We start from the raw sequence: 24714 nt of genomic DNA, 5'->3' as shown, positions 1-24714 counted from the left end.
ATTAAAAGAGTTCCAGATAGCGGCGGGTTTCCCACTCGCTGACCTGACGGTGATATTCGTGCCACTCCTGGCGTTTAACTTTGATAAATTCGTCGACGATTTCCGCGCCCATGCATTCGCGCAGGATGGCGTCCTGCTCCAGCGCATCGACCGCTTCCTTGAGGTTTTGCGGCAGCAGCTCAATGTCTTCGGCTTTGCAGTCCTGAGCGGAAAGGGCATAAAGATTGCGATTTTGCGCCTTGCCGGCGGCCAGTTGGCGGTCAACGCCGTCCAGTCCGGCAGCGATAATGGCTGCATGAACCAGATAGGGATTAGCACCGGTATCAGGCAGGCGCAGTTCCAGGCGGCCATAAGGAATGCGGATCATCGCCGAGCGGTTGTTATCGCCATAGGTTATAAAGACGGGTGCCCAGGTCGCGCCGGTATTTGAACCGCCGCCGGTCAGACGTTTGTAAGAGTTAACAGTCGGTGCGGCAAAGGCGCACAGAGCTTTGGCGTGATGCAGCATGCCTGCCATAAAGTGGTAAGCCAGCGGCGACAGGCCCAGACCCTGTGGATCCTTGTCGTCATGGAAGAGGTTATTACCGTGCGCATCCGTCAGCGAAAGATGGAAATGCATGCCGTTGCCCGGACGGTCGGCAAAAGGCTTTGGCATAAATGAACAAATCAGATCCTGCTCGTAAGCGATTTCCGCAGCGGCCATTCGCACAAAGGTAAAACGGTCGGCGGAGGTCAGCGCATCGCTGTAGGTGTAGTTGATTTCAAACTGACCATTGGCATCCTCATGGTCGATCTGATAAACGTCGAAGCCTACTGCCTGCAGCGATTCGGTCAGCTTTTCAAGGAAAGGGCGCACGCGCGACAGCCCTTTATAGTCGTAGCAGGGCTTGGCCAGCGTATCGCTGCTGTCGGCAGGCAGCATTTGCCCCTGTTCGCCACGTTTAAACAGGGAAAACTCCGGCTCCAGCCCCGTTTGTAACGTCCAGCCTTTCTCCGCCAGCCGCGCTGTCTGTTTAAGCAGCACTACGCGACTGTCATAAGGATGCGGCGCTTTATTGACGTAGCCGTTACAGGCGATACGCGCATAGCCTGGCTGCCAGGGCACCAGAGATAGGGTAGAGAGATCGCCGCGGGCGAAAAAATCAGGCCCTTGCGGCTCCATACCCATGCCGGAAATTGCGAAACCGGCAAAGCCCGCGCCTTTCTCTACTACGTCCATCAGGCATTTCGCCGGCACCGATTTGGTTTTGGCCGAGCCGTGGATATCCACAAACTGCGCCAGCAGGTAGCGCACCTCGTTATCTTTCAGAAACTGGACTGCTTGCTCAGGTGACATAGAGACCTCTTAACCGCGATGAATTGTCCGGCGCGTTGCCGCATTCTTCTCAGGAAAAAAATTTTACTGACAGGAAAATGCACGAGCTGTGCCAGGTCGGGTTATCTGCGCGGTTAAAAATATTTAATTCATCATAATCAATGAATTACTAAAGAATCCGGTTGAAAAGCCGATCATTCCGGCCGCACAATTTAGGTTTTTATGGGAATTATTCGTCATTAATAAATTTTACCTGCTGCTGTTTCCCCAAAATGGTGCCCAAAAAAGATGATCGCCAGGCGTAAATTTAATTTCAGGTTTGATGGGTGAAATATGTAGAAATAATCATTCAAATATAAATAAGGTTTTTCACAGGCAAATAATTCTACTTTTTTACCGCTTATTTTAATTTGCGCTGGACAGCGACGGCGGGATGAATTAATTGTGTTATATAGCAAGTCGAAGCGCTGGATCCTTTAGGTAATTACCTTTTAATGTTTACCAGCAAAACTTTTTATTTATCTGTGTGGAGTCGCTATGCCTACGCCTGCCCGTGATTTCATTATTAACGTTTCCTGTCCTGCCGCGTCCGGCATCATTGCCGCAGTAACCGGTTTCCTTAGTAAAAGTCAGTGTTATATCAGTGAATTATCACAATATGATGATGAAGAGTCCGGCCGCTTCTTTCTGCGTGCCCGCTTTAGGTTTAATGAAAACGTTACGGAAGATATCGCCACTTTAAAAAATGACTTTGTATCAGTTGCGCAAAGCCTGACTATGCAGTGGCAAATTTACGATACAACGGAACCCATGCGCGTACTGCTGATGGTCAGTAAGTTCGACCACTGCCTGGCGGATTTGTTATATCGCCGCAATAAAGGCGAGCTGAATATTACCCTTACCGCTATCGTCTCGAATCATCTTGATTTACGGCCAATGGCGGAGCGCGAGGGTATTCGCTTTATCTATTTACCCATTAACAAAGAAAATAAAGCCGAACAGGAAGCGGCATTGCTCAATATTGTTGAAGAGACGCAAACCGAGCTGGTGGTGCTGGCGCGCTATATGCAAATTTTGTCGGATAATCTGTGCCGGAAACTGGCCGGGCGCGCTATCAATATTCACCACTCTTTTCTGCCCGGTTTCAAGGGTGCAATGCCTTATCACCAGGCGCACAAACGCGGCGTAAAACTTATCGGCGCAACCGCGCACTATGTAACTTCAGATCTGGACGAAGGGCCGATTATCGATCAGGAAGTGCAGCGGGTGGATCACACATGGCGGCCTGCGGATTTAATCGTAGCGGGAAGAAATACGGAAACCATAGCTCTGGCGCGCGCGGTGAAATGCCATACCGAGCATCGCGTTTTTCTTAACGAAAACAAAACGGTGATCTTCTGATGACAACTTTAACCACGCAGCCTGTCGCTCGCGCTATTGATGGCCGCGCCAGCGCGGAGAAAGTTCTGCTGCAGGCGCAGCAGCAGGTGGAGCAGCTGAAAAAACAGGGCATTCAGCCTGCGCTGGCGGTGATCCTTGTCGGCGAAGATCCGGCCAGCCAGGTTTACGTGCGCAATAAATTACGCGCGGCGGAGAAAACCGGCATTAAATCCTTAGCGCTGCGCTTTAACGCGCAGTTAACCCAGCAGGAGCTGCTGGCAACCATCGATAAATTAAACCGCGATGAGCAGATCAACGGGATCTTAGTGCAGTTGCCGTTGCCCGCACATATCGATGAGAGGGCGGTGGTAAAAGCAATATCGCCGTTAAAAGATGTGGATGGCTTCCACCCGGAAAACGCAGGCGGATTATTACAGGGGCACAGCGTGATTACGCCCTGTACGCCGCTGGGCTGTTTACTGCTATTACAGCAGGAGCTGGGCGATCTTAGCGGCAAGCACGCCGTTGTTATTGGCCGGTCTAATATCGTTGGCAAACCCATGGCCAGCCTGCTGCTTCAGGCGCACTGTTCGGTTACCACGCTGCATTCGCGCAGCCGCGATGCCGTTACGCTGTCACGTCAGGCCGATATCGTTATCGCCGCTGTCGGCAGACCGCAAATGATCGACGCCAGCTGGATCAAGCCGGGCGCAGTGGTAATCGATGTCGGTATTAACCGTCTGACTTTAGCGGATGGCTCAACGCGCCTGGTTGGCGATATCGACTACGAGAGCGTTTCGCTGGTTGCCGCCGCTATCACGCCGGTACCCGGCGGCGTCGGGCCAATGACCATCGCCTGCCTGATGCAAAACACGGTGTCGGCTGCCCTTAGCCACGCCAAAACCGCTGCCCGCACCTGAGGAGACTGGCATGCCGTTAGCTCTGTTGAAATATGGCCTTTCTGCCAACTATCCGGCAGAGGTCGATCTGCCGCCGCCGTGCGAGCTGAAACCGCATTACGATGTAGTGATTATCGGCGGCGGCGGTCACGGCCTCGCCATCGCTTACTATCTGGCGAAATACCACGGTATTACCAAAGTGGCGGTGCTGGAGAAATCTTACCTGGCGGGCGGCAATACCGCGCGTAATACGGCGGTGATTCGCTCCAATTATCTCACTTCGGAAGGCGTACGCTTTTATAGCGAATCGGTAAAGCTGTTCCAGTCGCTCTCCAACGAATTCGACTTTAACATTATGTATTCCGAGCGCGGCCAGCTAACGCTGGCGCATACCGATGGCACGGTGCGCGCGTTCCGGCAGCGCGCCGAGGTCAACAAGCACTTTGGCGGTCGCACCGAAATGATCGATCGCCAGCAGATCAAAGAGCTGGTGCCAATGCTCAACCTGGATCCGGGTAATTTGCCGGTGCTGGCCGGGCTGTGGCATATCGATGGCGCAACCGCGCGTCACGATGCGGTCGCCTGGGGTTACGCAAAAGAGGCGGCTAAACGCGGCGTGGAGATCCACCAGCTTACCGAAGTAGAAGATCTGGTGATAACCAATGGCCGCATCACGGCGGTCAAAACTAACCGTGGAACAGTGGGTTGCGGCTGTGCCGTGCAGGCTGTGGCAGGCCATAGCTCGCTGCTGGCGCAAAAAGCCGGCTTCCGTCTGCCGGTGGTTTCCTATCCACTACAGGCGATGGTGACGCAGCCGGTAAAACCCTTCCTCGATCCGCTGGTCAGTTCATCGGCGCTGCACTGCTATGTGCAGCAAACCAGCCGTGGCGAAGTAGTGTTCGGCGGCGGATCGGATCCTTACCCGCTCTATAGCACCAGATCGACGCTGGATCTCAAAGAAAGCCTGATCGCGCACGGCATCGAAATGTTCCCATTCCTGGCTAAAGCGAAACTGATGCGGCAGTGGGCGGGCATTACCGATATGACGCCAGATTACAGCCCGATTATGGGCGAAAGCCCGGTGCAAAATTATTACCTGGACGCGGGCTGGGGCACCTGGGGCTTCAAGGCCACGCCGATCTGCGGCAAAACCATGGCAGAAATGGTCGCCAGCGGCGGCAAAACGCCGGAGCTGATCGCACCGTTTCGTCTTGAGCGCTTCGCGCGTTTTCAGCAGGTCAACGAAATGGGCGCTACCGCCGCCAGCCATTAGTTATCAGGGGAAAAGATCATGAAAGTCATGCATTGCCCGCTTAACGGGCCGAGAAATATCAGCGAATTTGCCTGGGGCGGCGAGCTGAAAACCATCCCGGATCAGATGAACTGTAGCGACCGCGAATGGGCCGACTACGTGTTTTATGAAGACAACCACGCGGGAGAAATCACCGAATGGTGGTTCCACACGCCTTCCAGCTACTGGTTTCTGGCAACGCGCAATACGGTTACAGATGAAATTATCCGCACCTTTGACGCCAGCGAAATTTTCCCTGTTCCCTATAGCAGCGACTTGCCAGCTGAACTTAAAACCGCGCTGGAGGAGGCATCATGAACAGCAGACTGGCCGCGCCGATGGGGCGACTGATCGATCGCGAGCAGCCGATCGAATTCGAATTCGAGGGCGAAACCTGTCGCGGTTTTGCGGGCGATACTGTCGCCAGCGCGCTGACGGCTACGGGGCGAAAAGTCCTTTCGCGCTCGTTTAAATATCACCGGCCGCGCGGAATATTAACGTTACAGGGCCAGGACGCTAATACGCTGGTGCAGCTCAGCGACGAACCCAATGTACTGGCAGATATGCAGCCGATCACCGCTGGCATGCAGGTTAGCGGGCAAAACTATAGCGGTTCGCTGGACAACGACCGCGATGCAAAGATGCAGCTCTTTTCGCGCTTTATGCCCGTCGGCTTTTACTATCGCGCCTTTTACAAGCCCAAAGGCATGTGGAAACGCTGGGAGCCGCTAATCCGCCGCAAGGCCGGACTGGGCGTGTTAAAAATGCAGGTGCAGTCGGAGTACTACGACAAAGCGTATCTGTTTTGCGATGTAATGGTAGTGGGCAGCGGCCCGGCAGGATTACAGGCAGCATTGACGGCGGCAGAGGGTGGCGCGAAAGTCCTGTTGGTAGAACAGATGCCGCTGGCTGGCGGCGCGCTGAACTGGGCGCGCTTCGGCGAGGAGGCGCAGCAGTCGGAACAGGTTCTGCGCTATCTTACACAGCGTGTCGAGGCACATCCAAACATCCGCGTATTGCTCAACGCGACCTGTAACGGCTGGTTCACCGATCACTATCTGCCGGTCATTCAGGGCAAGCGCATGTATAAAGTGCGCGCCGCGACCTGCGTGATTGCGGCTGGCGCCTACGATCAGCCGGTGATCTTCCGCAACAACGATCTGCCAGGCGTGATGTTAACCAGCGCGGCGTTGCGATTAATGCAGCTTTATGCAGTTAAACCGGGCCAGCGTGCGGTGCTGCTCACTGGTAATGATGACGCTTATCTGGCCGCACTGACTCTGCTTGAGCAAGGTGTGAAAGTAGCCGCCGTAGTGGATATGCGGGAAAGCGGCGCAGACGCGGCGCTAATGCAACGGCTGAAGCAGTCTGGCGTGACCGTCATTGCTGGCGCAACTGTTTATGAAGCCTTGCCGGATAGCCATGGACAACTACGCGCGGTTGAGGTACGGAAAATTACCGCTCAGGGCGAAGTAGCAAGCGAAAGCCAGCGCATCGACTGCGATCTGCTGTGCATGTCGGCAGGCTATATGCCCGCCTGGCAGCTCCCCTGTCAGGCGGGCGGCAAACTTCGCTATCAGGACGAGACCGCCAGTTTTAGCCTGACCGGGCTGCCTGCCGGATTCTGTACCGCCGGATCGATCAACGGCTGGCACAGCCTGGAAGAGGTTCTTCAGGATGGTGCGCTGGCAGGTCGCCAGACATTGCAACAACTGGGGCTGACAAGCCATCTTGCCGCAGAGCCGCCGCACGCGACGCAAAAACCGCGCATTGATTATCCGTGGCCGATCTTCCCGCATCCCAAAGGCAAAGAGTTTGTAGATTTCGACGAAGATTTGCAGATCAAAGACATCATTAACGCCACGCGCCACGGCTATCGCGATGTGCAGCTGGTCAAACGTTTTTCAACGGTAGGCATGGGGCCATCGCAGGGCCGCCACTCGGCGCTACCGACCGCCCGCCTGGTGGCACAGGCAACGCAGCGTAGCGTCAGCGAAACCGGTGTCACCACAGCGCGGCCGCCGTTCAGCGCCGAAAGCCTGGCGCACCTGGCCGGACGCCATTTCGATCCCTGGCGCGTCACCGCTATGCACCAGCGCCATCTTGCTTTACAGGCAGAGATGATGCCAGCAGGAAACTGGCTGCGTCCAGGCTGGTACAAAACGCCACAGCAGAGCGAGAAGAAAGCAGCGGTGCAGGCCGAAGTGCAGAACGTGCGCCGCAATGTGGGCCTGATCGACGTCTCCACGCTTGGCGGCATCGAATTGCGCGGCCCGGATGCGGCAGAGTTTCTGAACCGCATCTACACGTTCGCCTTTCTGAAACAGCCGGTCGGCCGCACGCGCTATGCGTTGATGACCAATGAGCAGGGCGTGGTGATAGATGATGGCGTCGCCTGCCGCCTTGCCGACAATCATTTCTACGTCACGGCCACTACCAGCGGCGTCGCGCGCGTTTACCAGACTATGCTGCAATGGAATATCCGCTGGCGGCTGGATGTGGATATCGCCAACGTCTCTTCGGCGTGGGCAGCGGTAAATCTTGCCGGGCCGAATTCGCGCGAGGTGCTGAGCCGCGTCTGTAGCGATATCGACCTTTCAGCAGAAGCTTTTCCCTATCTGGCCTGTCGCGAAGGCAGCGTTAAAGGCATCCCGGCACGTCTGCTGCGCGTAGGTTTTGTTGGCGAGCTGGGTTACGAAATCCATGTGCCGACTCGCTACGGTGAAGCCTTATGGGACGTGCTGATGGCAGCTGGCGCACCTGACGGCATCAAGCCTTTCGGCGTGGAGGCGCAGCGGCTGCTGCGGCTGGAAAAAGGGCACGTGATTATCGGGCAGGATACCGATGGCATGAGCCATCCGGCCGAAATAAATATGGGCTGGGCGGTTAATCGCGCCAAGTCTGCTTTCGTGGGCCGCCGCGCCGTCGATATTCTCGAAGCACAGCCGCCAACACGCCGGCTGGTTGCTTTTACTTTACCTGCCGGTTCGCCACAGCCGCTGGAAGGCCATCTGGTGCTGGACGGCGAGCGTATCACCGGCAACGTGACCTCATGCGAGTTTTCGCCAACGCTGAATGCCATCGTTGGCATGACCTATGCATCACCCGATCGTGCTGCGCCAGGCCAAAGCCTGACTATTCGCGTGGAAGGCGGGAGAGAAGTGCAGGCGCAGGTCGTGAAGCTGCCCTTTTATGATGCTGAAAATCACCGTCAGGAGCTTTAATGATGCAAAGAGTCGATTTTCCCCAGGCGGCCAGCCCGCTGGCGCACCTGACTTCGGCGCTGACCGCTGGCGCGGCGAACCGTCCCGCCTTCAGCGATCTTTCCAACTGCACGCGCGTAGGTTTTCGTGGCCGTCACGCGGCCTGGTATCTGCAACAGCAGGGATTTGTTTTGCCCGACAGACCAAATCAGGCCTGCTGGCAAAACGACGGCTCGCTGGTCGCCAGGCTATCGATGACGGAATATTTACTGCTGGCGGAGCCGCCGCAGGCGCAGGAGCGGCTGAGAAAACTGGAGCGGCAGTGGCAGCCAGGCGAACTGGCCTGCTATCTACTGCCGCGCCAGGATACGCATGCCTGGCTGACGCTACGCGGCGAAGCCTGGGCTGAAGCGATGGCGAAGCTGTGCGCGGTTGACCTTAGCGCGGCCGCGTTTCCGGCGGGAAGCATTGCCCAAACCTCCGTCGCCCGCGCCAGCGCCATAGTCATTAATGCTGCCACGCAGGATAAGGCGCAGTTCTGGCTGCTGGTTGATTATTCGATGGCGGCTTACTACTGGACGGTGTTGCAGGATGCCATTGATGAGTTCGGCGGCGCGGCCGTTGCCTGATTTTTCCCCTCCGGGCGCGGCCCGGATTTACTTTGCGAGGTGTCCGTGTCCACGCTTACCGTCACTGAAAATGATTACACCGCGCCCGCGCTATTTCGCGGCCTGACCATTCTGGAGATGTTTAACGGCCGCGAGCGCGTGCTGACCGTACAGGATTTTGCCGATCGCCTGGGCGTTTCCGTCTCCTCAATTTATCGCATCGTCACCACGCTGACGGAGATGAACTATCTGGAAAAAGTGGCGAGAAACACCTACCAGCTTGGCCCACAGGTTATTTCCAACGGCTTTAGCTACCTTGCCAGCCGCGACATCGTTGATATCGCCATGCCGCACCTTAACGCGCTGCGCAACCGGGTTTCGCTCTCCTGCCATCTTGGCGTACGTGAAGGCCAGGAAACGGTTTATATCTACCGTTCTTTCGCCTCACAGCGCCTTTCAGTCAATGTGCCTACCGGCACGCGCATTCCCTGTCACTGTAGCGCCATGGGCCGCGTGTTGCTGACAGGGCTTACCGACAACGAGCTGGAAAACCTTTATCAGCATACGCGCCTGGATGGTTATGCTCTGGCCGCACCACGTACTTTGCCGGAGCTGAAACAGACGATTCAGCAGGATGCGGTGCAGGGCTGGGTGGAACACCGCTCAGATTTCGCCACCGCCATCGCCACCTCGCTGCGGGATCATCACAACCAGATTGTCGCGGCGATCAATGTTTCGGGGCCGGATGCATTAATGGCGGACGAACAGCAAAAAGAAGTTGCGCGTCATGCGCTGCTTGCCGCTGCCCAACGTATCTCATTCGAGCTGGGCAGCCTGCGAAAAATGGCTGAGAAAGTGAGATGACCAAAGCGCCGCCAGCGAACCGACGCGACAGCCCGCTAAGCCTGGAACAGCATATTGCGCGTTCGCTCAGGCAGCGGCGACTGGCGCAGGGATTTAAAATTTCTGACGTGGCCCGTATCGCGGGCGTCAGCGTCGGCATGGTCAGCAAGGTGGAGAACGCACACGTCTCGACCAGTCTGGATATCCTCAGCCGACTATGCGATGCCATTGGCCTGCCGGTTTCGCGTCTTTTTAGCGATTATGATGTAGCAAAACGCGGCGCGCAGTTAATCAAAGCGGGCGAGGGCATGGAAGTGGTACGCACAGGCACAGAGGTTGGTCATGCTTATCAGCTGCTGAGCTACTCTCAGGGTGCCAAAAAGCTGTATGAGCCTTTCCTGGTCACCATGGACGATGCCAGCGAAGAATTTCCTAACTTTTGCCATCCCGGCCACGAGTTCCTTTATTTGCTGGAAGGTGAATTAATTTATCGGCACGGCACGCGGCTTTATCCAATGCAGCCCGGCGACAGCCTCTCTTTTGACGGCGGCGTGCCGCACGGCCCGGAAAAGCTACTGTGCGTGCCTATCCGCCTGCTTTCCGTTATCCACTATGATGAGGCCAATGAAGGCTGATTCCTCTGCCTTTCAGACGTCCAATTCTTTTATCCTTAAAATACTTTACTCACCTATAAATAATATTTTTATTAAGAGGGAAGGGTGTTCTTTAAACAGTGAATTATTAACTGCAAGATATAAGAATTAAATATAATTCACGCCCAGGACTTTGCATTACACAGACCGTCAAGGGCGTAAAGACTCTATCTCAGCCAGCCATTCCATCGACAATAGTAATCATGGCGTCAGCAATATTCGCACGCGCTGTGCGGGCTTTGCTGTACTCCTCTGAGTGATAACAATCCAGCGCAGATTGATAATCTGCAAACTCAATCAGCACGTGCTTAATAAATTTTTCGCCTTCCAGCGTCTCGGCTTTTTCACCGCGCGCTAAAAATTTGGCGTTATATTTCTTGAAAGCCTGCGGGGCCAGCGCCATATAATTTTTATACTGCTGCGCGTCTTTTACCGTTACGTGAGCTATCCAGTACGCCGCCATTATTGTTCCTCTTGAGTAAGAATAGATTTTGCCAGGCTGGCCGCTTCGGTTAAATGCTGCTTAACCGCTTCCTTTGCCTGCTCCGGGTTATTTTCTTCAATCGCTTCGTAAATACGCGACATACGTTCAAAACCCGCGACCTGCCGCTCCGGGCTGCGTAAAGTTAGCGCACGCAGACGGCTGATGCGGCTGTTAAGCCGCTGGACTATCTCCCAGGCGATGCTGTGCCGGGCGATGGAAAACAGCGTTTCGTAGAATGCCTGCGAAGCCTCAACGCGTTCAATATCATCCTGATCTTCAGAAGCTTTGGCGATGCGCAACAGCTTCTGATGCAAACTCTTTTTATCTTTTGCCGTGGCCATTAAAGCGCAGTCGCGGGCCGCTTCCTGCTCCAGCAGCAGGCGGATAGCGTAAATCTGCTCGGCGGTTTGCCAGGTCAATATAGCCACAATAGGCCCTTTCTTTGGCAAATTCTCGATTAAGCCTTCCGCTTCCAGATAGCGGATCACTTCGCGGACGACGGTTCTGCTGACGCCTAATTCATCGCACAGGCTGCGTTCAACCAGGCGATCGCCGGCCTGAAAATAGCCAGAGATAATAGCCTGTCGCACCTTAGCTAACGCCAGCTCTCGTAAAGTCGGCGTGGTTTCTATTTTTAATGAATGGCTCGCAACCATATTTTTCTCAGTCCGCAAATAAAAGTGAAAATACCCAAAATTAAAACCCTTTTTATTATTAGCACTGTTTTTACGGTTAGCGCAATGCAGTCAGGTTTTCGCCTGTCTTGCCGTGGGCGACGGGTGCTGGCAGAAATCCGCGCTGGCTCACATATTTCACCGCCATGCTGGCCAGAAAAAAGCCGATCCGCGAGCTTAAAGTGTAAGTATCTGAATATATTGTTTTTATCCAAAAGCGCCGGGGCCAGTTTTGTACAGAATTTAGAGAGCCATCACATCAAGTTGCGCCAGGAAAAACATTAAGAATTTCGCCAGGCAGGTCAAGAATTAGTCCTGATAAATAAGGTTTTTTCACCTCTTATCCCGCTGCAAGCAGCCAGCCTATAAGAACACCGTATGATGGTATACCAGATTTTGACATACCATAAATCCCGGTGTTATACCCATCTGCGTCAGACGTTAACAATTCATTAACTAACGAGGTTCCCGGCATGCATCCTGATATTCGTAAAACCATCGTGACCACGGAAACAATCTATGCCGACGGCGGCAAGGCGGCGACCACGCCGCTGGTGATGATCGCTGCGGCGGCCGTGGTGAGGAATCCCTGGGCTGGGGAAGGCTTCGTGGAGGATCTGGCGCCGAAAATTCGTGAAATGGCACCGGTGCTTGGCGAACTGCTGACCAGCCTGATTGTGAAAGAAGCGGGCGGCGGCGACCGTGTTCAGGCTTATGGCAAATGCGCGGTGGTCGGGTTGAACGGCGAACTGGAGCATGCCTCGGCATTAATCCACACGCTGCACTTTGGCAACCATTACCGTTCGGCGGTTAAAGGCAAAACCTACCTGGCCTTTAATAACACGCGCGGCCCGGCTAATACGCCAGTGCTGGTACCTATGATGGGCACCAACGACGAAGGCACTCGTGAGCACTACCTGACTATGCAGTTCAATATCAACGATGCGCCCGCCGCCGATGAGATCGTCGTCGCCCTGGGCGCGGCGCTTGGCGGCCGTCCGCATCACCGCATCGGTAACCGTTACCTCGACCTGAAAGAGTTAGGCCATGATCAGAAAAACCCGGCAGCTGTCTGACCCTGACCTGCGCGTCAGCTGGCTGGAGGCAGGCCAGGGCGCGCCGCTGGTGCTGGTGCACGGCGTCGGCATGAACGCGGAGGCCTGGTTCCCCCAGCTGGAAGCCCTGAGCCGCGATTTCCGCGTAATTGCCGTTGATATGCCAGGCCATGGCGAGAGCGAAGGTTTTAAACACGCCGCCACGCTGGAAGATTATGTCCACTGGCTGGCCTCATTTTTGCAAACAGAGCAGAACGAGCGTTTCTGCGTGGCCGGACACTCAATGGGCGCTTTGATTACTGGCGGCCTGGCTATTGATTATCCGGCGCTGGTCAGCCGCGCTGTCGTCATCAGCGGTGTCTATAAACGCAGTGAGCAGGCGAGCGAGGCGGTCATTAAGAGAGCACGTGAGCTGGCGCAGGGCGATGTACGGATCGACGCGCCGCTGGATCGCTGGTTCAGCGATGAGCAGCATGAACAACCCTTGCGCCGCCGCGTTGGCGACTGGCTACAACGAGTGGATCGCCAGGGCTATGCGCGCGCTTATCAAGCCTTTGCAGCAGGCGACCGCACCTATGCTGAGCGCTGGCGGGAAATGCGCTGCCCGGTATTGGTGATGACCGGCGAGCTGGACGCCAACTCCAGTCCGGCGATGACGCACCAGATGGCCGAAGCCGCGCCGAATGGCACCGCCGTTGTGGTCGGCAACGCCCGACATATGTTGAACCTGACCGACGCCAAAAGGGTAAACGAAGAGCTGCTGAATTTTCTTCAGCCTGTTACCTCTGGCGCCAGGCTACAGACCGTAAAGGAGTAACTATGGACGCAGATAAACGCAGGCAGCTCCGTGACGCTTTCGGGGCATTTATGACCGGTGTAACTGTGGTGACCACTAACGATCGCCAGGGCAATCCGATCGGCTTTACCGCTAACTCATTCTCTTCGGTTTCGCTGGATCCGGCGCTGCTGCTGGTAAGCATTGATAAACGTTCCGCCAACTTCGCTAACTTCACCAGCTGCGAACACTTCGCCGTCAATATTCTTGCCGAGCAGCAGAAGGAAACCTCCAATATTTTCGCGCAGAAAATAGAAGATCGTTTCGCGCTGATCGACTGGCGTAAAGCGGATTCCGGCGTGCCGTTGATCGATGAGAGTTCAGCCTGGTTCGACTGCTCGCTGCATCAGGTAGTGGATGCCGGAGATCATGCGATCCTGATTGGTAAAGTCGAGGCTTTTTCTTCCTGCGGAACTGCCGGGCTTGGCTACTATCGCGGCGTCTACTTTACGCCTTACCAGAATGCAGAATCCCTGATCGGCGGGCCGGATGTTGTGGTTAGCGCGCTGATCGAATCCGCCGGTCAGGCGCTGATGGTGGAAAAAGAGGGCAGCTACAGCTTGCCGTCGCGTCGGGTAAACCAGAGCAGCGTCAGCGAGACGCTGAATAAACTGATTGGCGACCTGGCTATTGAGGCCAGCCCCGGTTTTGTTTACTCCATCTGGGAAGATCGCCAGAAAAACCAGCAGCATATTGTTTTCCTCTGCGCGCAGCCGACCGGTAGCCCGCTGCCCGACGTCCGGCAGGCACAGTGGTATAGCCTGAATCAGCTACAGGCGCTGCCGATCGCAGATTCCGCGCTGAAATCGCTGATGAACCGCTTTGTGAGTGAAAACGCGGTTGGCAATTACGGTCTCTATTACGGCGACGAATGCCAGGGATCGGTCAGACACTTCGCCCTGAAAGCCAGTTAGGAGGCACGATGAAACTGTCACTGTTCCTGCATATGGAAAGGGTTTCTGCGGACGATGCGCAGGAGAAACTTTACGAAGAGATGATGACGCTGTGCGAAATCGCCGATAAAGGCGGCCTGCACGCCATCTGGACGGGCGAGCATCACGGCATGAACTTTACCATTGCGCCCAATCCTTTTATTAATCTCGTGGATATTGCCCATCGCACCAGCCACGTGCGGCTGGGCACCGGCACTATTATCGCGCCCTTTACCCATCCAATCCGTCTGGCAGGTGAAGCGGCCATGACCGATCTGGTCACCAAAGGGCGACTGGAGCTGGGCATCGCACGCGGCGCTTACTCCTATGAATATGAGCGGCTGATGCCTGGCATGACCGCCTGGGAAGCCGGGCAGCGTATGCGCGAGCTGGTGCCAGCGGTAAAAGCGCTGTGGGAAGGTGATTACGCGCATCAGGGCGAGTTCTGGTCTTTCCCGGCCACGACCTCAGCACCAAAGCCGAAACAGCAGCCACATCCGCCGATCTGGGTTGCCGCGCGCGATCCTAACAGCCACGAATTCGCAGTGAAAAACGGCTGCAACGTGCAGGTTACGCCGCTGCATCAGGGTGAAGAAGAGATTACGCGCCTGATTGACTGTTTCCAGACTGCCTGCAAAGAGTATTCGCCAGAGAAACCGCTGAAAATCATGCTGCTCCAGCACGGCTATATAGCGGAAGACGCTGCCGACGCGCAGCGGGCCGCCGAAGAGCTTAACCGCTTCTATAACTACTTTGGCGCCTGGTTTAAAAACGAGCGACCCGTTGCGCAGGGTTTGATCAAACCGCTGAGCGAGGAAGAGATCGCCGCCAACGGCTATTACAGCGTGGAAGGCATGCGCAAAAACCTGGCGATCGGCAATGCCGATGAGGTGATAGCGAAGCTGAAAAACTACGAGGCGATGGGCTATGACGAATACGCCCTGTGGCTGGACAGCGGCATGACCTTTGAGCGCAAAAAGGCGTCGCTGGAGCGTTTTATCCGCCACGTCGTTCCCGAATTTCACTAAGCGGAGAGGCTATGGACTCTTTTAAACTCTATATCGACGGCCAGTTTACCGACGGCGCGGCGCAGTTCAGTTCGCTGAATCCGGCCACGGCGGCACCCTGGGCGACTATCGCAGAAGCGCGCCGTGAAGAGGTCAACCGCGCGGTAGAAGCCGCAGCGCGCGCTTTCGAATCTGATAGCTGGCGCGCAACAACCGCAGGCGCGCGTGGGAAAATGCTGCTGCGGCTGGCGGATTTGATTGAGAAAAATGCCGACCGGCTGGCGCGTCTGGAGACGCTGGATACCGGAAAAATCATCCGTGAAACCCGTGCGCAGATCGCTTATGTCGCCGAATATTATCGTTTCTACGCGGGCCTTGCCGATAAAATGGATGGCGCGACGCTGAGCATCGATAAAGCCGATATGGAAACCTGGATTAAAAGAGAGCCTGTCGGCGTGGTGGCGGCCATCGTGCCCTGGAACAGCCAGCTTTTTCTCTCAGCGGTAAAAATCGGCCCGGCGATCGCGGCAGGCTGCACGCTGGTCGTGAAAGCGGCAGAAACCGCGCCCGCGCCGCTGCTGGCTTTTGCCGAACTGATCCACGAAGCGGGTTTTCCGCCTGGCGTCTGTAACATTATTACCGGCTTCGGCGAAGAGTGCGGCACGACGCTGACCACACATCCGCTGGTCGATCACATCGCCTTTACTGGCGGCCCGGAGACCGCGCGGCATATTATCCGCAACAGCGCCGAGAACCTCGCCAGCACTTCGCTGGAGCTGGGTGGTAAGTCACCGTTTATTGTCTTTGCCGATGCTGATCTGGAGAGCGCGGCGAATGCCCAGGTCGCCGCTATCTTCTCCGCTTCCGGGCAGAGCTGCGTGGCTGGCTCAAGGCTGCTGGTGGCCGAAGAGATCAAAGAAGCTTTTATCGAAAAACTGCTCAGCAAGGTGCGCGGCATCGCTATTGGCTGTCCGCAGCAGCCGGAAACCCAGTTCGGGCCGCTTTGTACCGAACAGCAAAAGCGTACTATTGAGGAAGTCGTAAACCGCAGCCTGGAGCAGGGCGCAAGGCTGATTATCGGCCATCAACCTGTAGACAAGCCTGGCTTTTACTATCCGCCGACTATCCTGGACTGTAGCGAAACGCCGCGGGCGGAAAGCGTCACGCGCGAGCTATTTGGCCCGGTTCTCTCCGTGCTGACGTTTAAAGACGAAGCCGAGGCTATTAGCCTGGCTAACAATACGGAATATGGCCTGGCGGCAGGCGTCTTTACGCAGAACCTGACGCGCGCCCACCGTGTTACGCGCAGGCTACGCAGCGGCGTCGTCTGGCTGAATACTTATCGCGTGGTTTCGCCAATGGCGCCGTTCGGCGGCTACGGCAAGTCTGGTTTCGGCCGCGAAGGCGGCATCGACGCCGCGCTGGAATATACCACCACTAAAACTGTCTGGCTGCGCACCAGCGATGAACCGATAGACGATCCCTTTATCATGCGCTGAGTAACGCTTTGCCGGTTCGCCGAATCGGCAAAGCCCGCCTGGAGCTTTACCGCCAACTCTAGTTGAGATGACGAAAACCCTTTCGTCGGGATGGCTGCGCTTTTTTTTCAGAAAGTCCTTAACGCTTAAACACCATGTCGATTATCGGAGGGGAAAGTGAGCACGCAAAACCCAATTATTGAAAATAAATCCGTGGATTATGTGCCGGAGTCGGAACGCCACGGCAAATCCCGCAGCCTTTTTACCCTGTGGTTCTGTACTAATATCGCACCGCTGGCAATTGTCAGCGGCGCGATAGCCACAGAAACTTTTCATCTCAATGTTATTTCAGCGCTGACCGCTATTATTGCCGGTCATCTCTTCGGCGGTTTATTTCTGGCGTTAACCTCTGCGCAAGGGCCGAAAACGGGTATTCCGCAAATGGTACAAAGCCGAGCCCAGTTCGGCCGTTACGGCTCGCTGCTGGTAATCAGCTTCACTACCGTTATTTATCTCGGCTTTTTTATCTCTAATATTTCGCTTTCTGGCCGGGTCATCAATAACGTGATGCCCGCTATTCCTGTGCCGGTAGCGACTATTGTGGGCGCTATCCTCGCCACGCTGATTGGGATGATCGGCTATCACTTTATCCATAAAATTAACAAAGTTGGAGCCTGGGTGATGGGGCTGGCTTTAATTGCAGGACTGGCGCTGATGCTGTCGCAGCCGCTGCCAGCGGACTTCTGGCTGCGCGGCAGCTTCAGCGCGGCGGGTTGGTTCGGCACTTTCTGTATTGGCGCGGTATGGCAGATTAGCTTTTCGCCTTATACCTCTGATTACTCCCGCTATCTTCCCGCTAATGTCGGCATCGCACGGCCTTTTATTGCCACTTATCTGGGCGCGTGCGGCGGCACTATTTTGGCGTTCGTGTTCGGTATGATGGCGGTGGCTATTGCGCCAGCCAGCGACGCGATGATGGCCGTGCGCCATGCTACAGGCGGATTAGGGCCGGTGTTAATGGTGTTGTTTTTAATCAATATTATCTGCCATAACTCGATGAATCTGTATGGCGCGGTGCTGTCATTGATTACCGCCGTTCAGACCTTTCGGCCCAACTGGACGCCGGGCGCGGCGGTGCGAGTGATCGGCTCGGCGTTAGTGCTGCTGGCCAGCGTTATGGTCGCGCTGATTGCCTCACAGAATTTTGTTTCTTTCTTTATTAACTTGATTCTGGCACTGATCTCCGTGCTGATCCCCTGGAGCGTAATCAATCTGATCGACTTCTATTATGTCAACAAGCAGCGCTATGACGTAACGGCGATATTCCGCGCCGACGGCGGCTGCTATGGGCTGCTGAATACCCAGGCGCTGCTGGTCTACTTTTTCGGTATCATCGTGCAGGTGCCTTTTGTGGAGAATGCGTTTTTCTCCGGCCCTTACGCCAAGCTGATCCCCGGCGTGGATATCTCCTGGATTATCAGTTTGGTGGTCACCAGTATCGCTTATCCACTGTTTCATCGTAAGCACCGGCTGACGCTGGCGGAGGCGAGTCAAAGCAAGGCGTAATTCCGCCCTTATAACCCTGGATGGTGCTTAAAGCCTTGTGGACATAACCAGAGCAGACTGCCAATGGCTACTGCTCTGTGCTCGCTTTAATACTTCACCTGGCAATCATCCAGAGTGCGGGATATGAATATATAGTTTAACCCACCCAAATTACCCTGAAATCTCCTTAAAAGCGTCAAAGCCTGTATCTAAGCAATTATCACCCCTCGTATCTTTGATAGCATAAATGCTTTTTGTCGGTAGACTCCGGTAATATCTTTCTGATTCGATTCGCTTTACGCAAAGGTAAGCCTAAAATATACCCTTCAGCCTTGATGAAACTTTTCATTCGGAAACTTTAGGCATATTTAGATGGAAAAACAATTATTCTACCAAGCCTGGCATAACTCAACCAGTCAAACGCCAGGCTCTTAATTTATTAAACTATCACCCGGGGCTCTTCTGGATTTTATTATCAAAATAGATAAATTGAGCCGTAAATTCCCTAATAAAACCGTAGACAAACAGCTTTAGAGGATTAAAATCTGTTTCATTATTGATAATAAACCAGGTAAAAGAAGTAAAACTTTAAGGCCGCTGCTGGCTATTAACAGAGGAAAAGGATGTCCCAGGAAAATGGTTTATGGCAGGGACTGGCGCTGATTGCCGGTTTTCACGGCATCGCTGTCAATATCCCTGCGCTGCGTGAACAATTCAGAACGGATGCGAACCATGACATAAACCTGCAACTGCCGCGCGCCGCGCGGCATAGCGGGTTGCGCTGCCGATATCATGCCAGACTTAAAACTTCGGCGCGGCTGCCTTTGCCCGCCCTGGTTGATCTGCCGGACAGGGGATATGTGGTCCTGCTGGCGGCTAAAAACGGTCAGTGGCTTGTTCAGTCTCCGGATGCGTCCCGACCGGAAACTGTCCCGGTACCGGAAAACCGCAGAGTCAGCGGCTTCCTGTTTACCCGTCGTTTTTCGGCGGAGCGGCTGGCGCAGGAGTTTAACCTTCGCTGGTTTTTGCAGGCGTTTATGCGATACCGCAAGCTGGTTGGCGAGGTCTTGCTGGCCTCGTTTTTTATTCAGCTGCTGGCGCTGGTGATGCCGCTTTTTTTTCAGGTGGTTGTGGACAAGGTTTTGACGCATCAAAGCCTCACCACGCTGGATGTGCTGGCGCTGGGAATGCTTTGCATCACGCTGGCGGAAGTTGTGCTGGACGGCTTACGAAATTATCAGCTGGCCCATACCTCCCAACGCATTGACGCTATGCTGAGCTCGTTGCTTTATCGACATCTGCTGGCCTTACCGCTCGCCTGGTTTCGGGGGCGACAGGCTGGCGTCACGGTAGCCCGGGTTCATGAACTGAAAACAGTGCGGGAGTTTTTAACCGGCAGCGCCCTGACGCTGTGTCTCGATCTGCTGTTTACCCTCGTTTTTTTTATTGTGATGGCTTTTTACAGCCTGCCACTAACCCTGATCGTACTGGCTTCGCTGGTGCCCTATATTCTGCTGTCGGTGGTAATTACCAGACCGCTGCGCCAGCGGCTGGACGAGCAGTTTCGTCAGGGCGCGCAGAATCAGGCCTTTCTGGTCGAAAGCGTGACGGCTATCGAACCGGTCAAAGCGATGTCGGTGGAGCATCACATGTCCCGCCGCTGGGATGAACAGATAGCGGCTTTTGTCAGCAGCTGTTTTCGCACCCGCAATATGGGCAATATCGCCAGCCAGCTTTCCCGCTTTATCAGCCGCGTAACCAGCGTCGCCATCCTTTGGTACGGGGCGCAGCAGGTTATTGCCGGAGAACTGACGGTGGGCGCGCTGATCGCCTTCAATATGTTTGCCGGTCAGGTTACCGCGCCGGTGCTGCGGCTGGTTCAGCTTTGGCAGGATATTCAGCAGGTATCGGTTTCGGTCAGGCGACTGGGCGATATTTTAAATGTCCCGCCCGAAAAACAGCCGGACAGCGGCATTACTTTGGCTACCATCAAAGGTGCCGTTCGCTTTGCGAATATTTGTTTCTCCTATCGTCCAGGCGATCGGCCAGTCCTGGACAAGATCAACTTATCCGTTCTTCCCGGCGAAGTGATCGGTATCGTCGGCCGTTCAGGTTCAGGCAAGAGCACGCTGGCGCGGCTGATCCAGCGCCTTTATCTTCCCGTCTCCGGCCAGATTTTTATTGATGGCACGGATATCGCCCATACGGATCCGTGCTGGCTCCGACGTCAGGTTGGCGTCGTTCTTCAGGAAACGCAGCTTTTTTCCGGCTCCATTCGGGACAATATAGCGCTGGCCGTGCCGGACGCTTCGATTGAACAGGTGACGGAAGCGGCGATTCTTGCCGGCGCGCATGATTTTATCAGCCTGCTGCCTCAGGGCTATGATACGCCGGTCGGCGAGCACGGCAGCCAGCTTTCCGGCGGCCAGAAGCAGCGTATTGGCATTGCCAGAGCCTTGATTACCAAACCGGCCATTTTGATTTTTGACGAGGCAACCAGCGCGCTCGATTATGAATCTGAGCAGGTGATCCAGAAAAACATGGCGGAAATTTGCCGAAACCGCACCGTGTTTATCATTGCCCACCGGCTCTCTGCCGTACGACGAGCCGACCGCATTATCGCAATGGAATCAGGCAATATCACCGAGCAAGGCCCGCATGAATTACTCCTGCGAAAAAACGGGCTTTACGCCCGTCTCTATGCGCTACAGAACGGAGAAGCCGCATGAGTAAAGACTATCGCGAATTCTTACCGGCAGTGCTTGAGATAGAGGAAACCCCGCCTTCACCAGCCGGACGATTTATTCTGTGGAGCATTATTATCCTGCTGACCGCAGTGGTCATCTGGGCGGCCTGCGGCAAAGTAGATATCGTGGCCGTCACTCAGGGCAAGGTGGTGGTCAGCGAGCTTTCACGGCCGGTTAACGCCGTGGTAACGGCTGAAGTCGCAGAGGTTCTGGTGCGCGAAGGCATGCACGTAGAACCGGGGCAGGCGTTGATAAAGCTCAATGGCCGTTATCTGGAAGAGCAGGCGGCGGAAAATCGCCTTCGCCAGTGCCTCAACCGTTTTCATATAGCGCGGCTGGAAAAGCTGGTGCAGCACTATCGTGGGCAGGCTGTTCTCGCTGAGCTGCCGGACTCTTTTCTTAGTGAAGATAAAGAACTGGCTACCCAGATCCTGACCAAACTCAGGGCAGAAATAGAAAACGATCGTCGCGCAAAAGAAGTCTATGCTACCCGTAAAACAGTATTGCAGGCCCAGTTAACGAATTATGAGGCGCAAAAAAAGCTGGCTACGGAACAGCTGCCCCTGTTCCGCGAACAATATCAGGCTCTACAAAAATTGCACGAGCGCCAGCTTACCAGCCGCGACAGCCTGCTGGAAATCCGTAAAAAATTTCTGGAAGCTTCGCATACGGTTGAAACGGCCAATGCAGGCATTGAGGAAGTCCGGGGCAATATAGCTAACGTGGATGCAGAAATGCGCGCCGGAGACGCGAGCAAAATAAGCGAGCTGTTGCAGCAAATCAGCGAACGGACGGAAGAGAATCGCATACTTGCCAGTCAGCTGCGTCAGCTGGCGTCGCAGATAAAGCATTATACGCTGCGGGCGCCGGTGGCAGGAACGGTAGAGTCTCTGCTTTTTCGCGACACGGGCGGCGCGGTGGAGCCGCCGCAGGAGATGCTGAAAATTGTGCCTGATAACGGACCGCTCATGGCGGAAGTGATGGTGCGTAATCAGGATGTCGGCTTCCTGCAGCCCGGCCAGGCGGTAACGGTCAAAATCAGCACCTTTGATTTTACCCGCTATGGCTGGGTCGAAGGCGAACTGCAGCATGTGGCCGCCGACGCTATTGAGGATCGCGACCTGGGGCTGGTTTATCGGGCCGTTATCGCGCTGAACAAGCGCACCTTGCTGGTTGAAGGTCAGGAGAAAGCGCTGGAGCCAGGCATGCAGGTAACGGCCGAAATAAAAACCGGCAGGCGAACCATCCTGAGCTATCTGCTTAGCCCGATGCTGGAGGCATTGGACGGCGTGGGCAAGCAGCGTTAAAGACGGCGCGCCAGCGCCGCTTTGCCCGCCATGGCAAAAACAGCGTCGTCCTGCGGCGTATGGATACGGCCGCACAGCACATTGCGCAAATGGCGCTCTAAAGGATTGCTACGCGTCAGCGCGTGATTGCCAATCTGTGCCACCATCAGCTCCACGCTGCGGATGGCGTTTTCTACAACTACCTGTTTTAGCTTCGCCGTGTCACCTGCTGCCAGCTGGCCCGCCTGAGCGCTATCCAGCAGAGTCTGACTGGTAAACAGCAGCGTTTCAATACGGCCGACAATTTCCTGAAAGCGCGGCAGGCTTGCCAACGGCTGCCCCAGATTGGCCGGAACGCGCTGCTGCAAAAAACCGATAAACCACTGATGTGCCGCTCGTGCCACCGCATCATAGAGGGTAGAAAGCAGCACGGCGATCCACAGACTCTCTTCTTCGTCGGCAGCGGAACGTGGTTCGCTCCAGCGGCTGACGGCAACTGCGTTTTCTGCCGGGATCCAGACATCTTCCAACACTACGCGATGGCTGCAGGTAGCGCGCATGCCAAGGTGATCCCACTCTTCTTCAATGCGGATCCCCAGCGCAGAAGCTGGCACCAAAAAACTGCCGACCAGCGGATCGGCATCGTCGCTGCGCGCCCAGACCAGAAACCAGCTCAGCCCGACGCTGCCGGTAGAATAGATCTTTTCGCCGCTGATCCGCCAACCTTCTGCCTCACGCCGCGCCAAAGTTTTAGGTAGCCCTCCGCGCGCTGGCGTGCCCAGTTCCGGCTCAACCCGTAACGCGTTAATCAGCGCGCCATCTTCCCGCATGCTTTGCGCTACGCGTTCGCGCACGGCTTCAGGCCAGTTAGAGTCGATACCAAGCCGACGGGAGTTTAAATATTGCATGGTCAGGATCAGCGCTGTGGAAGGCTCGCTTTGCGCTACGGCGGCAATAATGGCGCGGCATTCGGCCAGATCGCCGCCAAAGCCGCCAGCGGAAGCGGGCAGGGCGCGACTCAACAGACCATGCTGATGAAGCAGAGCAAAATTATCCTGTGGAAAAGCGCCTTGCCGATCGACTTCGGCTGCGCTTTTTGCCAGCGCCTGGCTAATAGCCGGGAGGAGTTCATTCAGAAATCGCGTACAGGCCATATTCAATCCTCTTTTTATTCCATTGTTTATTTTTAGCCTGGTGAAGTAAAAGCAATAAAGCGGATAACCTCATGCAAAACAGGCATAGCGTTCGCGCTGGTTGCAACACGGAATAACGCTTACTCTGTTTTCTTCTTTATTTCCGCACCTGTATAAAATTCATCTTATTTTTGGGGAGATTATTTTGCTGAATAATCCGCATTTATCGCGCCGTCAGTTTTTGCATTATTCCGCTGCGGCTTTAGCCGCCAGCGCTTTTTCCTCTTCGCTGCTGGCAGAAACCATGCCGGGCATGGCGATGCCGCCGGATATTTTAGCGGGCGGTGCAGGAAAGTGGGCGCTGGCGCAACCGACGAAAGTGCGTCTGGCCGTTAACCTCAATGCCATTTGCCTGGCGCCGGTGATTGTGGCCGACCAGCATCAGTTCTTTAAAGCGCATAATCTGGAGGTCGAATTCGTTAATTTCGGCAACTCTACCGAGCTGCTGCTGGAGGCGATAGCCACCGGCAAAGCGGAAGCGGCGGTCGGCATGGCGCTGCGCTGGCTAAAAGCGCTGGAACAAGGCTTTGACGTCAAATTAACGGCAGGCACGCACGGCGGCTGTATGCGGCTGGTCACGCTGGATAGCGGCCCGGCTTCGCTGGAGGCATTGAAGGGCAAAACCATTGGCGTTACGGATATGGCGGGTGCGGATAAAAACTTCTTTTCGCTGCTGTTAAAGCGCCACGGGCTGGATCCCAACACCGATGTTAGCTGGCGCGTTTTTCCGCAGGATTTGCTGCCGATGGTGCTAAAAAAAGGAGAAATTCAGGCGGCGAGCGGCTCCGATCCGGTGATGTGGCGGCTAACACAGCAGCCTGGCTACCGTGAAGTGGCGACCAATCTGTCCGATACCTATGCAAACCTGAGCTGCTGCGTTATCGGCGCGCGCGGCAGCCTGATCCGTGACCAGCCAAACGTGGCGGCGGCCATCACCCATGCAATTTTGCAGGCGCACGCTTACGCGGCAAAGCATCCAGAAATTATCGCTGACGCGTTTAACAGCAAGGCGCTAAATACTAATCCGCAAGAGATCGCCAGCGTGCTAAAAACCCATACGCACGGCCACTATTCAACGGGCGAGGCCTTTGTAAAGGAGATTGATATTTACGCACGGGATTTAAAAGCGATTAACGTACTGCGGCCGGAAACGGATCCGCTGCTGTTTGCCAAAGGCATTACCTCCGACGTGTTGGTGTGAGGGAAGCGGCAGCCAACGCCGCCGCTACAGACTGCTGAGAAAGTTAAAAAAGCTCAGGTGAGCCTTTGTTTTTTTGCAGCAACGC

General features: G+C 55.3%; 21 protein-coding genes. 17 read left to right on the top strand and 4 right to left on the bottom strand.

The window, feature by feature from the left end:
* Position 1: 1 nt before the first annotated feature.
* Positions 2 to 1336, bottom strand: coding sequence for a type III glutamate--ammonia ligase (gene glnT / locus ACETPC_RS03130; protein WP_380178488.1), 1335 nt, complete (start codon positions 1334 to 1336; stop codon positions 2 to 4).
* Positions 1337 to 1852: 516 nt separating this feature from the next.
* Between glnT and purU the strand changes: the two genes are divergently transcribed.
* The 8 genes from purU to ACETPC_RS03090 are packed head-to-tail and all read left to right on the top strand — an operon-like array spanning position 1853 to position 10174.
* Positions 1853 to 2716 carry a formyltetrahydrofolate deformylase gene (gene purU, locus ACETPC_RS03125; RefSeq protein ID WP_380178486.1) on the top strand — a complete coding sequence of 288 codons (864 nt, stop codon included), beginning with the start codon at positions 1853 to 1855 and terminating at the stop codon, positions 2714 to 2716.
* A complete protein-coding gene (gene folD, locus ACETPC_RS03120) occupies positions 2716 to 3615 on the top strand; it encodes a bifunctional methylenetetrahydrofolate dehydrogenase/methenyltetrahydrofolate cyclohydrolase FolD (protein ID WP_380178484.1) in 900 nt (299 codons plus the stop codon). The genes purU and folD overlap by 1 nt, the downstream gene beginning before the upstream one ends.
* A 10-nt stretch (positions 3616 to 3625) precedes the next feature.
* Positions 3626 to 4867, top strand: a complete 1242-nt coding sequence (locus tag ACETPC_RS03115; RefSeq protein ID WP_380178482.1) for an FAD-dependent oxidoreductase — start codon at positions 3626 to 3628, stop codon at positions 4865 to 4867.
* An 18-nt stretch (positions 4868 to 4885) separates the two neighbouring features.
* Positions 4886 to 5203 (top strand): sarcosine oxidase subunit delta, encoded by a 318-nt coding sequence (locus tag ACETPC_RS03110; protein WP_380178480.1) that lies wholly within the window; start codon positions 4886 to 4888, stop codon positions 5201 to 5203.
* Positions 5200 to 8109, top strand: a complete 2910-nt coding sequence (locus ACETPC_RS03105) for a 2Fe-2S iron-sulfur cluster-binding protein (protein WP_380178478.1) — start codon at positions 5200 to 5202, stop codon at positions 8107 to 8109. Before ACETPC_RS03110 ends, ACETPC_RS03105 begins: the two co-directional genes overlap by 4 nt.
* Complete coding sequence (locus ACETPC_RS03100) at positions 8109 to 8717, top strand: sarcosine oxidase subunit gamma family protein (RefSeq protein WP_380178476.1); 609 nt, start codon at positions 8109 to 8111, stop codon at positions 8715 to 8717. Before ACETPC_RS03105 ends, ACETPC_RS03100 begins: the two co-directional genes overlap by 1 nt.
* Positions 8718 to 8762: 45 nt before the next feature.
* The gene (locus ACETPC_RS03095) at positions 8763 to 9560 is read left to right on the top strand and encodes an IclR family transcriptional regulator (protein WP_380178474.1); all 798 of its coding nucleotides are present in this window, start codon (positions 8763 to 8765) and stop codon (positions 9558 to 9560) included.
* Positions 9557 to 10174: a helix-turn-helix domain-containing protein gene (locus ACETPC_RS03090; protein ID WP_380178472.1), complete on the top strand. Its 618-nt coding sequence runs from the start codon at positions 9557 to 9559 to the stop codon at positions 10172 to 10174. Before ACETPC_RS03095 ends, ACETPC_RS03090 begins: the two co-directional genes overlap by 4 nt.
* Before the next feature lie 190 nt (positions 10175 to 10364).
* Here ACETPC_RS03090 and ACETPC_RS03085 read toward each other — a convergent pair whose 3' ends face one another.
* Both ACETPC_RS03085 and ACETPC_RS03080 read right to left on the bottom strand, forming a co-directional pair.
* On the bottom strand, positions 10365 to 10655 hold the full coding sequence (locus tag ACETPC_RS03085; RefSeq protein WP_380178470.1) for a DUF1330 domain-containing protein: 291 nt from the start codon (positions 10653 to 10655) through the stop codon (positions 10365 to 10367).
* Entirely contained in the window at positions 10655 to 11332 is a 678-nt protein-coding gene (locus ACETPC_RS03080) for a GntR family transcriptional regulator (protein WP_380178468.1), read from the bottom strand. The genes ACETPC_RS03085 and ACETPC_RS03080 overlap by 1 nt, the downstream gene beginning before the upstream one ends.
* Positions 11333 to 11823: 491 nt before the next feature.
* Here ACETPC_RS03080 and ACETPC_RS03075 point away from each other — a divergent pair, with 491 nt between their 5' ends.
* The 8 genes from ACETPC_RS03075 to ACETPC_RS03040 all read left to right on the top strand — a co-directional run bounded on the left by ACETPC_RS03075 (position 11824) and on the right by ACETPC_RS03040 (position 22256).
* Complete coding sequence (locus tag ACETPC_RS03075; protein ID WP_380178466.1) at positions 11824 to 12426, top strand: amino acid synthesis family protein; 603 nt, start codon at positions 11824 to 11826, stop codon at positions 12424 to 12426.
* A complete protein-coding gene (locus tag ACETPC_RS03070) occupies positions 12398 to 13222 on the top strand; it encodes an alpha/beta fold hydrolase (protein ID WP_380178464.1) in 825 nt (274 codons plus the stop codon). The genes ACETPC_RS03075 and ACETPC_RS03070 overlap by 29 nt, the downstream gene beginning before the upstream one ends.
* A 2-nt stretch (positions 13223 to 13224) precedes the next feature.
* A complete protein-coding gene (locus ACETPC_RS03065; RefSeq protein WP_380178462.1) occupies positions 13225 to 14154 on the top strand; it encodes a flavin reductase in 930 nt (309 codons plus the stop codon).
* Between the two features lie 8 nt (positions 14155 to 14162).
* Positions 14163 to 15200: an LLM class flavin-dependent oxidoreductase gene (locus tag ACETPC_RS03060; RefSeq protein ID WP_380178460.1), complete on the top strand. Its 1038-nt coding sequence runs from the start codon at positions 14163 to 14165 to the stop codon at positions 15198 to 15200.
* Between the two features lie 11 nt (positions 15201 to 15211).
* A complete protein-coding gene (locus tag ACETPC_RS03055; protein WP_380178458.1) occupies positions 15212 to 16678 on the top strand; it encodes an aldehyde dehydrogenase in 1467 nt (488 codons plus the stop codon).
* A gap of 156 nt (positions 16679 to 16834) precedes the next feature.
* A complete protein-coding gene (locus ACETPC_RS03050; RefSeq protein WP_380178456.1) occupies positions 16835 to 18223 on the top strand; it encodes a purine-cytosine permease family protein in 1389 nt (462 codons plus the stop codon).
* A gap of 602 nt (positions 18224 to 18825) precedes the next feature.
* Positions 18826 to 20931 carry a type I secretion system permease/ATPase gene (locus ACETPC_RS03045; RefSeq protein WP_380178454.1) on the top strand — a complete coding sequence of 702 codons (2106 nt, stop codon included), beginning with the start codon at positions 18826 to 18828 and terminating at the stop codon, positions 20929 to 20931.
* Positions 20928 to 22256, top strand: a complete 1329-nt coding sequence (locus ACETPC_RS03040) for an HlyD family type I secretion periplasmic adaptor subunit (RefSeq protein WP_380178452.1) — start codon at positions 20928 to 20930, stop codon at positions 22254 to 22256. The genes ACETPC_RS03045 and ACETPC_RS03040 overlap by 4 nt, the downstream gene beginning before the upstream one ends.
* On the opposite strand, the gene ACETPC_RS03035 is transcribed toward ACETPC_RS03040, so the two are convergent.
* Entirely contained in the window at positions 22253 to 23389 is a 1137-nt protein-coding gene (locus ACETPC_RS03035) for an acyl-CoA dehydrogenase family protein (RefSeq protein ID WP_380178450.1), read from the bottom strand. The genes ACETPC_RS03040 and ACETPC_RS03035 overlap by 4 nt on opposite strands.
* A gap of 187 nt (positions 23390 to 23576) precedes the next feature.
* Here ACETPC_RS03035 and ACETPC_RS03030 point away from each other — a divergent pair, with 187 nt between their 5' ends.
* The gene (locus tag ACETPC_RS03030) at positions 23577 to 24629 is read left to right on the top strand and encodes an ABC transporter substrate-binding protein (protein WP_380178853.1); all 1053 of its coding nucleotides are present in this window, start codon (positions 23577 to 23579) and stop codon (positions 24627 to 24629) included.
* Positions 24630 to 24714: the final 85 nt, after the last annotated feature.

Source organism: Pantoea sp. sgz302252 (genome assembly GCF_042610525.1).
Taxonomy (GTDB): domain Bacteria; phylum Pseudomonadota; class Gammaproteobacteria; order Enterobacterales; family Enterobacteriaceae; genus Erwinia.
The sequence above is the reverse complement of the archived record's forward strand: the minus strand, read 5'-3'. Positions and strand labels throughout refer to the sequence as shown.